We start from the raw sequence: 13,676 nt of genomic DNA, 5'->3' as shown, positions 1-13,676 counted from the left end.
CAAGGTCCAGCCCAACGACCCGCGCACGACCTCATCATGGGCTGGATCGACTGGCTGCAGCCCCCGCCCGTCCCCGGTGCGGGCGCGCCGGTCCTGCCCGTTTGGTGGGCGTGTGAGCTGACCGAATTCCCGGCGGGTCCTGCGGATTTCACAAGATCACAATCTTGTATGCTATAGGCAGCGCAAAGGAGCCCGCAGTCAGCGGCCCGGTGACGCCCGGCGCTGACGGGCTCCCAGCGTGGACCCGCCGGTGTCCGCACGCTCACGAAAGGGGCTCCACATGCTGTCTACGCAGGATCGTCCCCCGGCGCCCAGTCGCTCCACCGGGCGGTGGCGCCGCTACGCCCGGCTCGCGGCGGCGAATTTCGTGCGCGGCGCCTCGTACGCGTGCGGCACGTCGTTCATCGGCCTGATGACCTGGTGGGTGCAGAGCCACTAGCGGCACGCGGGATCCTGACGCCCGGCCGGCGCCGGGCGTCAGGATCCCCTGTCTCAGCGCGGGCCCGCCACGGCGTCCGGTTCCAGGAACAGCTCGACGACCGGGACGGACACATCGGGCTTGCGGACCGGGATCTCCAGGGTGAGGCTCCCCGCCGGAATGCCCTTGGGGGCGACGTTGCCGTTGTCCCAGGCCGGGTCGACGATCGGCCGGCGCACCTCGGAGGCGTCGTTCAGCAGTTGGGCGTAGCGCACCTTGCCCGCCAGACCCGGCAGGTGGAGATGGCGGTAGGGCCAGTCGAGGATGTGGAGGTAGAGGCGGTCGCCGCGCTGGGTGTAGCGGCAGCCGGTGGGCGCGGTGTACGGGGAGGGGCCGGCGCCGTGGATGGACCGGGAGTGCGGCCGCATCCAGGCGCCGATCGCGCGCAGGGTCTCCAGGGCCCGAGGCTCCAGTTCGCCGCGCCCGTTCGGGCCGACGTTGAGCAGGAAGTTGCCGTCCTTGGAGACGGTGTCGACGAGCAGCCGGATCAGCTGGTCGGGGGTCTTCCAGTCGAGGTTGTCCCGGTCGTAGCCCCAACTGCCGTTGAGCGTCTGGCAGGCCTCCCACACCAGCGGCCGGCCGTCCTCGGTGGTCAGTGGCTCGCCGGGCTGGTGCTGCTCGGGCGTGGTGAAGTCGCCGGGCAACTCCAGGCGGTTGTTGATGAGGATGTCCGGCTGGATCCGGCGGATCAGCGCCACCAGTTCCTCCGAGCGCCAGTCGGCCCTGCCCTTGCCACCGGCGATCGGCTTGCCCTGGTGGATGTGGTTGGCGTACGAGAAGTCGAACCACATCGTGTCCACGGGACCGTACCGGGTCAGCAGTTCCTCGACCTGCCCGTGCAGATAGCGGGCGTACGCCGCGATGTCGCGATCGCCCGGGTTCCCGCCGTCCGGCGCGCCCTCGTCCCACTGCGGATGGAAGTGGTCCAGCGGGAACTGGGGGTGGTGCCAGTCGAGCAGCGAGTGGTAGAAGCCCACCCCCAGCCCCCGTGCCCGGAACGCCTCGCAGAACGGCCCGACCAGGTCCTTGCCGTGCGGGGTGCCGGCCACGGTGTAGTCGGTGAGCGCCGAGTCCCACAGGCAGAAGCCGTCATGGTGCTTGGTGGTGAGCACGGTGTAGCGCATTCCGGCGTGGTGCGCCGCATCCGCCCAGGCACCGGGGTCGAACAGATCCGGATCGAAGTGGTCGTAGTACACCTGGTACTGCTCATCAGTCAGACGCTCACGCTGCTTCACCCACTCATGGCGGGCGGCCAGGGAGTAGATCCCCCAGTGGACGAAGAGCCCGAAGCGCTGCTCCCGGAACTCGGCGAGGCGTCGCTGGTGAGGTGTCGGGGCCTGGGCGGGCGTCGGTTCGGTCATCGTGGTGTCCCTTCACGGCTCCGGGGTGATCCCCGACAGGCCGTAAGGTAAGGGAGACATCGGATGACATCAAGGGGGGCGAGTAAGCCCTCGGCGACTGTGTCACGGCTCTGTCTCGCACTTTGCCGTGGATCGGTCGACCCCTCGCGGCGGAGGCGAAGCCAGAGATGGGTTGTCTTCCGCGGTGCCCGGGGCGATTCAGCTCACCTCGGCCATGGCCTGCTCGCACAGGTTCGAGCACGTGCGGTTGATCAGACGGGAGACATGCATCTGGGAGATGCCCAGCTGTTCGGCGATCCGGCTCTGGGTCATATCGCAGAAGAAGCGCATGTAGAGGATCCGCCGCTCCCGCTCAGGGAGCCGGACCAGCCCCGACCGCACGGACTCCCGGTCCACCACCCGGTCAAAGGCGGGCTCCTGCTCGCCGAGGGTGTCCACCAGCGCGTAGCCGTCGTCGGCGCCGGTCAGCGGGGCGTCCAGCGAGAGCGGGGTGAAGCTTTCCAGGGCCGCCAGGCCGGTGCGTACGTCCTCCTCGGAGAGGCCGGTGCGATCGGCTATCTCCCCGATGTTGGGCGCGCGGTCGTCCAGCGAGTGGGACAGCTCGCGATGGGCGGTCCGCACCCGGTTGCGCAACTCCTGGACCCTGCGGGGGACGTGCAGTCCCCAGAGGTGGTCACGGAAGTGGCGCTTGATCTCGCCGACGACGGTGGGCACCGCGAAGCTCTCGAAGGCCGAGCCGCGCCCGGGGTCGTAGCGGTTGACGGCCTTCACCAGACCCAGGGCGGCGACCTGCCGCAGGTCCTCCAGCGCCTCGCCACGGTTGCGGTACTGCCCGGCCAGCCGCTCGGCCATCGGCATCCAGGCCTCCACCACCCGCTTACGCAGGGCGTCCTTCTCCGGTCCGTCGGGGAGCTCGGCGATCCTCTCGAACTCGGCAGAGGTGTCGGGGGCGTCGTCGTGCGGGTGGGCCGACGGGCGGGCCTTGGGCTGCACTGCGGTCGTCATAAGACACACCTCCAGCGGGTCGACTTACGGTTTGAGGACCGTGGACGCTGCGCCGCGGGAGGAGGCCGGGACCGGACCGGGGGCGCACCCCGAGCAGTCACACTGCTCCCGCGGTGCGTGCCTCCGGTCCGAAGCACGAGTATCCGCCTGCCCCGGGTGTCGGGCGGTAAACCGTCTTCGGCCGGGCATGCATCTGATGCCGGGCACCTTCGAGACCGATGAGGAACCGATGACGAGGAGACCGAAGAGCGCATGATGCGGGCCTCCAGACGCGAATCGCCGCACGCCTTCGCCCGGCCGGACGCCGAGGCGGGCGGCAGCGAACCGGTGTTTCTCGGTGTCGACATCGGCACCGGATCCTCCAAGGGGGTGGCGGTCCGCGCCGACGGCCAGGTGGTAGCCCGCGCCACGCGCCCGCACCGCACCGCCACCCCCTGTCCCGGCTGGTTCGAACACGACGCCGAGATCGTGTGGTGGGCCGACTTCACCGGCATCGTCCGGGAGCTCCTCGCCGCCGACGGCGTGGACGCGCGGGCGGTGGCCGCGGTCGGCGTCTCCGGCATCGGCCCGTGTCTGCTGCCCGCCGACGCGGCCGGCCGCCCGCTGCGGCGCGCCGCTGCTCGACGGGTGCTGCGCCCGACTGGAGGTGGAGATCGGCGAGCGGCTGGAGGCCGGTAGCCACACCGTCTTCACCGGCCGGGTGGTCCACGCCCGCCACGACGCCCCGGCGCCGGTGTACGGCAGCGCGGTCACCAAGGTCGAGCCCTTCGGGGTCGACCACATCCCCGACAGCGAGCGGCACGGCAGGCCCAGCTCACAGCTCTTCGTCTGGTTCGCCGCCGGTCGCAACTTCCCCATCATCCTGCTCGGGTTCAGCGCGGCCTGGTTCGGGCTGAGTTTCACAGCCGCCGTGGTCGCGGTCGTCGTCGGCGCCGCGCTCGGTTCGCTGCTGATGGCCGTGATGTCCCGGATGGGCGTACGGCTCGGCGTCCTGAGGGGCGTTGACTCCCCCTGCGCGTGCCTCAGCCCTCCGCCCGGGCCTTGCTGTCGCGCAGGGCGGAGCGCAGCCGGTCGCGCGCGCCGATCAGATGCGCGCGCAGGGTGGCGAGGGCGAGCTCGCGGTCGCCCTTGCGGGCGGCGTCCAGCAGCGTGGCGTGGTTCTCGGCGGGGGAGTGCAGATCGAGGTCCTGGGCGTTGGTGATGTCGAGGACGACCGCGAACGTGGGCCGGTACTGCTCCCACACCGCGATCAGCCGCCGGTGCCCCGACAGCTCGTAGAACCGCGAGTGGAAGTCCAGGTCGGCCTCGGCGAACAGCCGGGCGTCGGACCGGTCGGCGGCCTGCCGCATACGCTCCACACAGGCCTGGGAGTGGGCCCAGTCGGCGTCGCTCGCCTTGTCCATGGCCAGGGTCAGGGCCAGGCTCTCCAGGGAATCGCGCAGGGTGTAGAGCTCCTCGACGTCCTCGGCACCCAGGCCGGTGACATACACCCCGCGCCGCTGGGAGGCGACCAGACCCTCCGCCTCGAGCCGGCGCAGCGCGTCCCGCACCGGGCCGCGGCTGACGTCGAAGCGCTCGGCGAGCTGGCCCTCGACCAAATGGGTACCGGGTCGCAGCCGACCGCTGATGACCTGGACCCGCAGCTCGTGGGCGACGCGCTCGCCCAGAGAGTCCTCCCGCTTGATCGCAAGGTTGTCCACGTCGGGCACCTCTCGCTCGCTCCCAGCCTGTCCGGTCAACGGTTGACGGTCGATCATTATCACGGACCGGCGGCCGCGCCCTCGCCGCGGGCGTCGTAAGGGGGAACACGCGACCCTGGAAAGGGACCGGGGACCGGGGACCTGGGACCGGGGACCTGGGACCCGGGGGCCGGCAGAGGGCAGGCGCGGCAGAAAGGCGGGGCACGCCATGGAACCCGTGGAGGCGCTGGACCGGATCGCGTTCCTCCTGGAGCGCGCCCAGGCCCCGACGTACCGCGTGCGCGCCTTCCGTACGGCCGCCGAGGTGCTGTCGCGGCTGTCCGCCGAGGAGGTGGCGCGCCGGGCGGCCACAGGCACGTTGCAGTCGCTGAAGGGGCTCGGCCCCACGACCTCCCAGGTGGTCCGGGAGGCCCTGGCCGGAAAGGCGCCCGGCTATCTGGCGAAGCTGGAGGAGGAATACCGGGGCGGAGGCACGGCGGAGGCCGCCCGGGCGGGCGAGCGGCCCGGGGCCGCGCTGCGGGCCGCCCTGCGCGGCGACTGCCATCTGCATTCGGACTGGTCGGACGGGGGCTCGCCGATCGAGCTGATGGCCCGTACCGCGGCCCGCGTCGGCCACGACTGGGCCGCGCTCACCGACCACTCGCCCCGGCTGACCGTGGCCCGCGGACTGTCCGCGGACCGACTGCGCGAACAGCTGGAGGTGATCGCGGAGCTGAACGGGCGGCTCGCGCCGTTCCGGCTGCTCACCGGCATCGAGGTCGACATCCTCCTCGACGGCTCCCTGGACCAGGAGCCGGAGCTGCTGGAGCGGCTGGACGTGGTGGTGGCCTCGGTCCACTCCAAGCTGCGCATGGACCCCCGCCCCATGACCCGCCGGATGGTCGCGGCGGTCAGCAACCCGCTGGTCGACGTGTTGGGCCACTGCACCGGGCGGCTGCTCGGCGAGCGCCGCCCGGAGTCGCGGTTCGACGCCGACGAGGTGTTCGGCGCCTGCGCCGCCGCGGGCACGGCCGTGGAGATCAACTGCCGCCCGGAGCGCCTTGACCCGCCGCGGCGGCTGCTGCGCCAGGCCGTCCAGGCGGGCGTCTTCTTCTCGATCGACACCGACGCGCACGCCCCGGGCCAGCTCGACTGGCAGATCGACGGCTGCGCCCGGGCGGAGGAGTGCGGCGTCCCCCAGGAGCGGGTCGTCAACACCTGGACGGCCCGCCAACTGCTGACCTGGACCCGTACCCGCCGGCCCCCGCGCCGAGTGCGCTTATCCCTCCACCGCGCCCGAGGTCAGCCCCTGGACGATATGGCGGCTGGCGAAGGCGAACAGCACCATGGTCGGCACGATGGTGAGCACGGCCGCCGCGGACATCGAACCCCAGTCGATGTTGAAGCTGGAGATGAAGCCGTTCAGCGCCGTGGGGATGGTCTTGTTCGCGTCGCTGTTCATGAGGGTGACCGACAGGAAGAGCTCGTTCCAGCAGTTCACGAAGTTGAAGATGAACGCGGCCACGATTCCCGGCTTCATCACCGGCAGCAGCACCCGGAAGAGCGCCCCGAAGCGCGAACATCCGTCGATCATGGCAGCTTCCTCCAGCGCGTCCGGCACGTTCTCGAAGAACCCGCGGAGCATCACGGTGCTGAACGGAATGCGCACCGCGATATACACGAGGATGAGCCCGAGCCGGTTGTCGACCAGTTTCAGCTGGGTCATCATCATGTACAGCGGCCCGAGCGCGATAAAGGCCGTGATGACCAGCCAGACCGTCAGAAAGGTGATCCGGGTCGCGCGTCCCGCGATGGACTCCTTGCGTATCAAGACCTCGCTCCCTTCTTCTCACGGGTGGCCATGAGGTAGAAGACGGAGAACACCAGGAGCAGCGCGACGACGACGAGCCCGAGCGCCGAGGCCTTTCCGTAGTCGCCCTGCTGGGTGATCGTGATCATCCAGGTGGTCACGATGTGCGTCTCGTTGGACGGTCCTCCGCCGGTCATCCCGAAGATGATGTCGGGGAAGTTGAAGATCCAGATGACCCGGAGCAGCACGGTCAGCGCCAGTGTGGCGCGGATGTACGGAATGGTGACCTGGAACAGCGTACGGACCTTGCCCGCGCCGTCGAGCTCGGCCGCCTCGTACATGTTGTCGGGGATGGACTGCAGGGCCGCCAGAATCATGATCGCGAAGAAGGTGACGCCGTACCAGACATTGGCGATGATGACGGAGGCCATCGCCGTCTTCGGGTTTGCCAGCCATGGGATCGGCTCGTCGATCAACCCCACCTTTGAGAGCAGGTCGTTGACGACGCCGAATTCGCTGTTGAACATCCAGCGGAAAAGGATGCCGATGAGGAATCCGGAGATGGCCCACGGGAAGAAGATCAGCGCCTGGTAGAGACCCCGGAAGCGGAAGCGGAAGCGGAAGCGGAAGCGCCGGCGCAGCCACAGGGCGATCGCGAAGCCGATCACCAGCTGAGGGACGATCGAGGCGACCACCCAGATCAGGGTGTTGTCGAGGACGGTGTAGAACACTGGGTCGTCGAAGATCGTCCGGAAGTTCTTGATCCCCACCCATGAGGTGTCGGTGAGGTCGTTGAGGTTCCAGTTGCGGAACGCCATCTGACTGCCCGAGACCATCGGGTAGTAGATGAAGACCGCGACGAAGAGGACGGCCGGAGCCATGAACCCGGCGATGCCCAGACTCCGGCGGACGGTGAACACCGGTTTGCGTGAGCGCGCGCCCGTCGTCTTGACGGGCGCGGGCCGGGCGCCCCGCCGGGTGGGGCGCTCCGCCTGCTTGCACGTCGGCAGGCTCACGTCTGGCTCTTCCACTTCTTCGTCCAGTACGCGTCCCAGCCGGCGAGCAGCTGCTCGGGTGTCATCTTGCCCAGCAGCATCTTCTGCACCTCGGCGTCGGACTTCTGGACCCACTCGGTCCACCAGGACGCGCCATGCGGCTGGGTGACGGTGAGGTACCTGTCCGGGTTCTCGGTCATGGTCACATAGCTCGCCCAGGGCCCGGTCCTGTAGAAGGAGTCCTCACCCGCGCCCTTGAGGATCGGCACCAGGCTGTTCTCCTTGGTGAAGGTGGTCGAGGCATCGCCCTGCGAGAGGAACTCGATCAGCTTGACCGCCTCCGCCTTGTGCTTGCTGCCGGCGGCTATGCCCCAGCCCGCGGTCGCCACCGGCTGGACGGCCTTGCCGCTCGGGCCGGCCAGCAAGGGGGCCGTGGTCCACTGGCTCTCCTTGATCGACTTCGACTGGCGCACCGTGGCGATGACCTCAGGGTCCTGCAGCAGGAAGGCCGTGGAGCCGTTGGAGAAGCCCTCCACCATCTCCGGGTAGCCCCAGGCGACGGACGAGGGCGGCGACGCCTTCTTGAACAGCTTGAGATAGGTCTTCATGGCGTCCAGCGCCTCGGGCGCCGAGAAGATCGTCTTGCTGTTGGTGAGTTTGAACCCGTTCTCGCGGTCGATCTTGTCCGCGACGTACGCCTCGATGACGGCGACCGCGTTGCTGTTGGCGTTGGCCCCGCCCCGGAACGCGTAGCCGTAACTGCGCTTGGCGGGGTTCTGGATGGCGCTCGCCTGGTCCAGCAGCTCGTCCCAGCTGGCCGGTGGTTTCTTGAAGCCCGCCTCCTTGACCAGGTCGGAACGGTAGAACAGGCTCAGGCCGTAGAAGCCGTAGGGGATGTAGTACGTCCGGCCCTTGGCGTCCTTGGAGTACTTGGCGGCGTTGTCGGTGAGGTCCTTCCAGCCGGCCCAGCCCTTCAGATCCTTGCTCATGTCGTAGAGCCAGCCGTTGGTCGCCCACGGCCCGGCGGTGATGTCCCGCACCTCGAGCGCGTCGACCCCGCTGCCGGACTGCAGCATCTGCTGGATCTTCTGGTCCGCCTGGTCGGTCGGCGGCGAGATGAGATCGACCTTGATCTTCGGATTCTTTTTCTCGAAGTCCGCGATGAGCTTCTTCAGGACCGCGGTGCGGCTGGGGTTGGTCAGGCTCTCCACCATCTTGAGGTGGACGGAGCCGTCGCTCACTCCGGCGGTACAGCCCGTCATGGCCGTCATGACCGTGGTGGCGGCCAGGCCGAGGGCGATGACTGCCTTCCTTCTTCTCATCCCTGTCCTCATTCCGTATTCCATGGGGTTCCGTGGGTGTCGATGTGCGCCGCGGCGTCGTGGCGGATCACGAAGGTGTGTCGCGCGGCTCTGCGCGGCGACGCCCGGTCTACGGGGCGCCGCCCGGCGTGCGGGCCCATTCGGCGAGCTGGGGGACGCAGCGCTCGGCGAAGTACTCGAAGTCGGCCGCCGTGTTGTACACATGCGTCGACAGACGGAAGTAACCGACGCCGCCGAAGCTGGTGAAGGCCGCTCCCACAGCCAGCTCGCGCGCCACCCGGTCGCGCAGCGCGTCGGCCTCGAGGCGGGTGGTGCCGAGCCCGCCGGAAGCCGCACCAGGCGCATGGCGCCCACCGGCATACCGACGTCCACGGCCGCGCTCTCGCCCATGACCTCGGCGAAGGCCTCGCCGACGACGCGCTCCGCGTAGTCGGCCAGCTCGCTCATATAGCTACGGGCGCGCTCCCAGCCCCAGGTGGCCTCGATGAAGTCCACGGCGGACGGCGCCGCCAGGTAGCTGGTGGCGTCCACCGTCCCCTGGGTGTCGAACCGGTCGGGGAAGGGGTCGGCGGAGCCCCAGGAGTCGATCAGGGGATAGAGCTCCTCGCGCAGCGGACCGCGGGCGACCAGGGCCGCGGTGCCGCGCGGCGCGCAGCCGAACTTGTGCAGGTTGCCGATCCAGAAGTCGCAGTCGAGCCCCGCCAGCGGGTCGGCGAGCAGGCCGGGCACATGCGCCCCGTCCACCAGCAGCGGAATGCCCTGCTCCTTCGCCGCCGTGGCGATCCGCTCCACCGGCATCCGACGAGCGGTCGCCGAGGTGATGTGGTCCAGCACGATCAGCCCGGTGGCCCCGCTCAGCTCGGCCATCACGGCCGCGCAGGTCTGCTCCTCATCGGCGTCGAGCGGTACATGTACGGTGCGGACCGTGGCGCCGCGGCGTCGGGCCAGGCGCTCGGCCCCCATGGTCACCGCCCCGTACCCGTGGTCGGTGACCAGGACCTCGGCGCCGGACCGCAGCGGCACTGGAGTCCCACGCCGCGGCGCAGGCGGCCGCGCGGATGACGCCCGAGACGCTGGCCGGGCTTTTTGCGTACATCGAGGCCATGGAGGCCACGGAGGACCCGACCGAGGTCTCCGAGCTCGACCACCGCTTCCACGCCGAGATCGCCCGGGTGGGCGGCAACCCCACGCTCGGTTCGCTGCTCGGGGTGTTCCGCGCGCTCCCGGGCCTACCAGGTGTTCACGCTGCCCGAGGGGCCCGGCATCAAGCGCGCCAGCGACGAGGACCACCGGGCGATCGCGGGCGCGCTCGCCCGGCGCGATCCGGCGGCCGCCGGGAACGCGGCCGCGGCGCATGTCGCCCACACCGAGAAGTGGCTGCACGCGTTTCTGCCCGGGCGCCCCGAGCAGGCAGGCGCTGACGCGCCCTGACCAGGCATCGAGGGACGAATCGCCCCGCCGCGTAACAACTCCGTATCGGAAACGCCATGCGGCCGAGTGATCAGGCTTTACTGGTGCGCCGTAGCGAGGACATGTCATACGGGAGACTCGAGCGAGATGGGCCGACACAGCCGCCCCACCCCTGCGCAGCAGGCACGTGCCACCACGATCAAGGCTGCCGCCGCGCTGGGGGTGGCGGGCACCATCGCCCTCGCTCTCCACTCGTCGCTCGGCAGCGACAAGACCGTTCAGGCGCGCTCGGACGTCAGCTCCCAGCCGGCCGGGACGCCCGAGGACGACCCCACCGGCTCCGACCAGCCGAGCGGCGCGGACCGGTCCACCGATACGGACCGGCCCACCGGCGGGGGGCTGGTCCCCACCGCCTCCGCCGAGCCGGAGCTCGTGCGGGACGGCGACGGCGGCACCGCCGGGGCCGACACCTCGCGGACCCGCGAGCCGTCGCACACCCCGGCGAGCAGCGCCCCCACGACCGCGCCCACGAGCGACCCCGGTTCCACGGCGCCCTCGGCCTCCGAGCCGGACACCGCGAAGCCGTCCTCGCCAAGTCAGGAGCCCACCACCGACCCGGCCACCCCCGGGGACGAGTCCGGCGGGCAGCAGTCCGGCGGTCAGCAGGACGACGACACCGGGAAGGGCAAGGACCGCGGGCTGGTGGGCGGTGTGATCGACGGCGTCGGTGACACGGTGGGCGGCGTGCTCGGCGGTCTCCTCGGCTGAGCATCCCCGGGGGCGGTCCCCGAGGCCATCTGACATGGTGCAGATCCGGACCAATGTGGAAATATGGGGTAACTGGGTCTGCAAGGGATGTCCACGTGCACGACAGGATCAGCCGGACGGGTTACGAGAACATACGGCTCGACCGCACGGGTCAGGCCGAGGCGTTCGATGCCATCGGTGACCGCTACGACGAGGCCTTCCCGCACAAGGAGGGACAGCTCGCCGCCGGACAGTGGCTGATCGACGCCCTGCCGGCGGGCTCCCGGGTGCTCGACCTCGGCTGCGGCACCGGCCTGCCGACCGCCCGTCAGCTGGCGGGCGCCGGATTCGAGGTGGTCGGCGTCGACCTCTCGTACGGGATGGTGGAGCTCGCGCGGCGCTACGTCCCCGATGCCACGTTCCACCGGCTGGACATCGCCGATCTGCGGCCGGGCGGCCCCCGGGACCTCGGCCGCTTCGACGCGGTCACGGCCTTCTTCTCCCTGCTGATGCTGGAGCGCGCCGAGATCCCGCTCGCCCTGCGGACCGTACGCCACATCCTGGTGCCCGGCGGTCTGTTCGCCCTGTCGATGGTGGAGGCCGACGTGGACAACTTCCCGATCCCGTTCCTCCGCAGCACGATCCGGGTGTCCGGCTATCTCCGGGAGGACCTGCGCGCGGTCGTCCAGGCAGCCGGCTTCGCGATCGCCCAGGAGACCTCGTACACCTACGCCCCGGCGACCTCGGACGTGCCGCCGGAGGAGCAGATCTTCCTCACCTGCAGGAGATCCGACTGAGGGCGGCGCCTTACCCGGCCGCCCCCATCCCCCACCCCACACCACTGTCCCCGACCGAACCGACAGCGCCATGGCTCACCGCATCCCCTGTGAAGGCCCGGACCGGCCCGCCGCCGGGGCCGAGCGGCCGACCGCTCCCCCCGGCCGGGTGCAGCGTGCCGCGCCCGCGGACCGCGGGCGGCCGGCCGTCAGCGGCCCCGCGGCACCCGCCCCGGGCGCCCGGGATGCCCGGGGCGGCGAGGCGGCGCACGGCGCCGGGGCGCAGACCGAGCGGCTGCGCTACCTGGATGAGGCGACCCGCCGGATCGCCCGCGGCATGGACCCGGACGAGACCCTGTGCGAACTGTGCCGGGCCGCCACCCCCGCCTTCGCCGACGCGGCGTTCATCCACCTGTGCGAACCCCTGCCGACCGGGGACGCGAAACCCACGGGGCCCGTGGCGCTGCGGCCGCACACCACCGGCCCCAGGCTCCGGGCTCCGGCCGCGCCCGGCTCCCGCGCCGCCCAGCCGGGCGCGCCCGCCGTGCCCCCGGATGTGGCAGATGCTCGGGACCCGTGGCAGGGCGCCGAGCCGACCCCCGAGCCGGACGCCGACCCCGGGCCCGGTCCCGCGCCGGTGACCGTCACCGGCCGGTTCGCCGAACTGCTGCTGGCCGGGCGGCCGGTGTTCGGGGACGCGCCGGGGGTCGCGCCGGCGGTGGGCCGACTGCTACGAGGCGCCGCGAGCGGCCACGGGCCCCTGCCGCCGACCCAGCGGCTGATCGTCGCCCCGCTGCGTGGCCGGCACCATGTCATCGGCACCGTCACGCTGCTGCGCGAGCCGGGCCGCCCCGCCTTCACCCCCGATGACCTGCTGGTCGCCTCCCAGCTCGCCACGCACACCGCGCTGGGCATCGACAAGGCGGTGCGCTACGGGCGCGAGGCGTCGGTCGCGGACGTGCTGCAGCGCGCCATGCTCCCCTCCTCGCTGCCCGAGGCCACCGGCGTCCGCCTGGCCAGCCGCTATCTGCCCGCCTCGGAGACCGCCCGGGTCGGCGGCGACTGGTACGACGCCATCCCGCTGCCCGGCAACCGCGTCGCGCTGGTCATCGGCGACGTCATGGGCCACTCGATGACCTCCGCCGCGGTCATGGGCCAGCTGCGCACCACCGTGCAGACCCTCGCCGGGCTCGACCTGCCGCCCGAGGAGGTCCTGTACCACCTCGACGAACAGGCCCAGCGCCTCGGCAGCCAGCACATCGCCACCTGCCTCTACGCCATCTACGACCCCATCGCGCACCGGCTGCAACTGGCCAACGCCGGCCACCCGCCCCCGCTGCTGCTGCACCCGGACGGCCGCGGGGAGGCGCTGCGGATTCCGCCGGGGGCGCCGATCGGCGTCGGCGGCGTGGTCTTCGAGTGCGTCGAGACGCACGCCCCCGCCGGCGCGACCCTGCTGCTGTACACCGACGGCCTGGTCGAGTCCCGCGAGACCGATGTGTGGACCGGGGTGGAGTCGCTGTGCGTCCGGTTGCGCTGCGCCGCGGCCCACACCCCCGCCCCCATGGCGCCCGAGGACCTGTGCGACCTGGTGCTGGGCCCCCTCGACCCGGGAAACCAGGACGACGACGTGGCGCTGCTCGCCGCCCGCTTCGACGGCATACCCTGGCACAACGTCGCCTATTGGTTCCTGGACCCCCAGCCGCAGACCGCGGGCCGGGCCCGTCGGCTGGCCCGCAGAACACTGCACCGCTGGAAGCTCGACCCCCTGATCGAGTCCACCGAGCTCCTGGTCAGCGAGGTGGTGACCAACGCGGTGCGCTACGCCACCCGTCCGCTGTCGCTGCGGCTGCTCCGTACGGACGTGCTCCGCTGCGAGGTCGGTGACGACTCGCCGCAGCTGCCCCGGATGCGCCGCGCACGGCTCGATGACGAGGGCGGCCGCGGCCTGTTCCTGGTCAGCCGGTTCGCCGAGCGCTGGGGCGCGACGAGGCTGAGCACGGGCAAGGTGGTCTGGTTCGAGCAGCGCATCCCCCAGGCGCCCCCGACAGCACCGCAAGCCCCCCACAAAGATGTTGTTTTGTAGCATTGAA

10 protein-coding genes and 5 pseudogenes are annotated in these 13,676 nt (G+C 71.0%); 8 read left to right on the top strand and 7 right to left on the bottom strand.

The features are described from left to right. The first annotated feature begins 280 nt into the window (after nucleotides 1-280). The gene (locus tag PV419_RS27580; RefSeq protein ID WP_319693520.1) at nucleotides 281-439 is read left to right on the top strand and encodes a hypothetical protein; all 159 of its coding nucleotides are present in this window, start codon (nucleotides 281-283) and stop codon (nucleotides 437-439) included. A 53-nt stretch (nucleotides 440-492) separates the two neighbouring features. On the opposite strand, the gene PV419_RS27575 is transcribed toward PV419_RS27580, so the two are convergent. Together PV419_RS27575 and PV419_RS27570 are read right to left on the bottom strand one after the other, a co-directional pair. Continuing rightward, on the bottom strand, nucleotides 493-1,839 hold the full coding sequence (locus PV419_RS27575) for an alpha-L-fucosidase (RefSeq protein ID WP_319693518.1): 1,347 nt from the start codon (nucleotides 1,837-1,839) through the stop codon (nucleotides 493-495). Between the two features lie 198 nt (nucleotides 1,840-2,037). Next, nucleotides 2,038-2,844 carry a SigB/SigF/SigG family RNA polymerase sigma factor gene (locus PV419_RS27570; RefSeq protein ID WP_319693516.1) on the bottom strand — a complete coding sequence of 269 codons (807 nt, stop codon included), beginning with the start codon at nucleotides 2,842-2,844 and terminating at the stop codon, nucleotides 2,038-2,040. A gap of 252 nt (nucleotides 2,845-3,096) precedes the next feature. On the opposite strand from PV419_RS27570, the gene PV419_RS27565 reads away from it, so the two are divergent. Together PV419_RS27565 and PV419_RS27560 are read left to right on the top strand one after the other, a co-directional pair. Beyond that, a complete protein-coding gene (locus tag PV419_RS27565) occupies nucleotides 3,097-3,522 on the top strand; it encodes an FGGY family carbohydrate kinase (protein ID WP_319693514.1) in 426 nt (141 codons plus the stop codon). Then, nucleotides 3,491-3,823: pseudogene (locus PV419_RS27560) on the top strand (cytosine permease); the annotation flags it as partial. The gene PV419_RS27565 and the pseudogene PV419_RS27560, both read left to right, overlap by 32 nt. Before the next feature lie 43 nt (nucleotides 3,824-3,866). On the opposite strand, the gene PV419_RS27555 reads toward PV419_RS27560, so the two are convergent. Then, on the bottom strand, nucleotides 3,867-4,544 hold the full coding sequence (locus PV419_RS27555) for a GntR family transcriptional regulator (protein ID WP_319693512.1): 678 nt from the start codon (nucleotides 4,542-4,544) through the stop codon (nucleotides 3,867-3,869). A 208-nt stretch (nucleotides 4,545-4,752) separates the two neighbouring features. On the opposite strand from PV419_RS27555, the pseudogene PV419_RS27550 reads away from it, so the two are divergent. Further along, nucleotides 4,753-5,799, top strand: a pseudogene (locus PV419_RS27550) (PHP domain-containing protein); the annotation flags it as partial. A gap of 3 nt (nucleotides 5,800-5,802) precedes the next feature. Here PV419_RS27550 and PV419_RS27545 read toward each other — a convergent pair. The 4 genes and pseudogenes from PV419_RS27545 to PV419_RS27530 form a co-directional block, all read right to left on the bottom strand. Then, nucleotides 5,803-6,249, bottom strand: coding sequence for a carbohydrate ABC transporter permease (locus tag PV419_RS27545; protein WP_319693568.1), 447 nt, complete (start codon nucleotides 6,247-6,249; stop codon nucleotides 5,803-5,805). 101 nt (nucleotides 6,250-6,350) lie between these two features. Beyond that, a complete protein-coding gene (locus tag PV419_RS27540; RefSeq protein WP_319693511.1) occupies nucleotides 6,351-7,349 on the bottom strand; it encodes a sugar ABC transporter permease in 999 nt (332 codons plus the stop codon). Continuing rightward, nucleotides 7,346-8,509: pseudogene (locus PV419_RS27535) on the bottom strand (ABC transporter substrate-binding protein); the annotation flags it as partial. The gene PV419_RS27540 and the pseudogene PV419_RS27535, both read right to left, overlap by 4 nt. A 250-nt stretch (nucleotides 8,510-8,759) precedes the next feature. Beyond that, nucleotides 8,760-9,673: pseudogene (locus tag PV419_RS27530) on the bottom strand (aminotransferase class V-fold PLP-dependent enzyme); the annotation flags it as partial. A 35-nt stretch (nucleotides 9,674-9,708) separates the two neighbouring features. On the opposite strand from PV419_RS27530, the pseudogene PV419_RS53400 reads away from it, so the two are divergent. From PV419_RS53400 to PV419_RS27510, 4 genes and pseudogenes are all read left to right on the top strand, one after another. Further along, nucleotides 9,709-10,081 (top strand): annotated as a pseudogene (locus PV419_RS53400) (FadR/GntR family transcriptional regulator). 126 nt (nucleotides 10,082-10,207) lie between these two features. Continuing rightward, the gene (locus PV419_RS27520) at nucleotides 10,208-10,828 is read left to right on the top strand and encodes an extensin (RefSeq protein ID WP_319693508.1); all 621 of its coding nucleotides are present in this window, start codon (nucleotides 10,208-10,210) and stop codon (nucleotides 10,826-10,828) included. Between the two features lie 95 nt (nucleotides 10,829-10,923). Next, nucleotides 10,924-11,604: a class I SAM-dependent DNA methyltransferase gene (locus PV419_RS27515; RefSeq protein WP_319693506.1), complete on the top strand. Its 681-nt coding sequence runs from the start codon at nucleotides 10,924-10,926 to the stop codon at nucleotides 11,602-11,604. A gap of 70 nt (nucleotides 11,605-11,674) precedes the next feature. Further along, complete coding sequence (locus PV419_RS27510; RefSeq protein WP_319693504.1) at nucleotides 11,675-13,669, top strand: SpoIIE family protein phosphatase; 1,995 nt, start codon at nucleotides 11,675-11,677, stop codon at nucleotides 13,667-13,669. Nucleotides 13,670-13,676: the final 7 nt, after the last annotated feature.

The organism is Streptomyces sp. ME19-01-6, from assembly GCF_033793745.1.
GTDB lineage: Bacteria > Actinomycetota > Actinomycetes > Streptomycetales > Streptomycetaceae > Streptomyces.
The sequence above is the reverse complement of the archived record's forward strand: the minus strand, read 5'-3'. Positions and strand labels throughout refer to the sequence as shown.

Bases quoted from the DNA above. Each gene is read 5' to 3' on its own strand.
- PV419_RS27580 (WP_319693520.1), top strand. From the start codon at position 281: ATGCTGTCTACGCAGGATCGTCCCCCGGCGCCCAGTCGCTCCACCGGG.
- PV419_RS27575 (WP_319693518.1), bottom strand. From the start codon at position 1,839: ATGACCGAACCGACGCCCGCCCAGGCCCCGACACCTCACCAGCGACGC.
- PV419_RS27570 (WP_319693516.1), bottom strand. From the start codon at position 2,844: ATGACGACCGCAGTGCAGCCCAAGGCCCGCCCGTCGGCCCACCCGCAC.
- PV419_RS27565 (WP_319693514.1), top strand. From the start codon at position 3,097: ATGATGCGGGCCTCCAGACGCGAATCGCCGCACGCCTTCGCCCGGCCG.
- PV419_RS27545 (WP_319693568.1), bottom strand. From the start codon at position 6,249: ATGACCCAGCTGAAACTGGTCGACAACCGGCTCGGGCTCATCCTCGTG.
- PV419_RS27520 (WP_319693508.1), top strand. From the start codon at position 10,208: ATGGGCCGACACAGCCGCCCCACCCCTGCGCAGCAGGCACGTGCCACC.
- PV419_RS27510 (WP_319693504.1), top strand. From the start codon at position 11,675: ATGGCTCACCGCATCCCCTGTGAAGGCCCGGACCGGCCCGCCGCCGGG.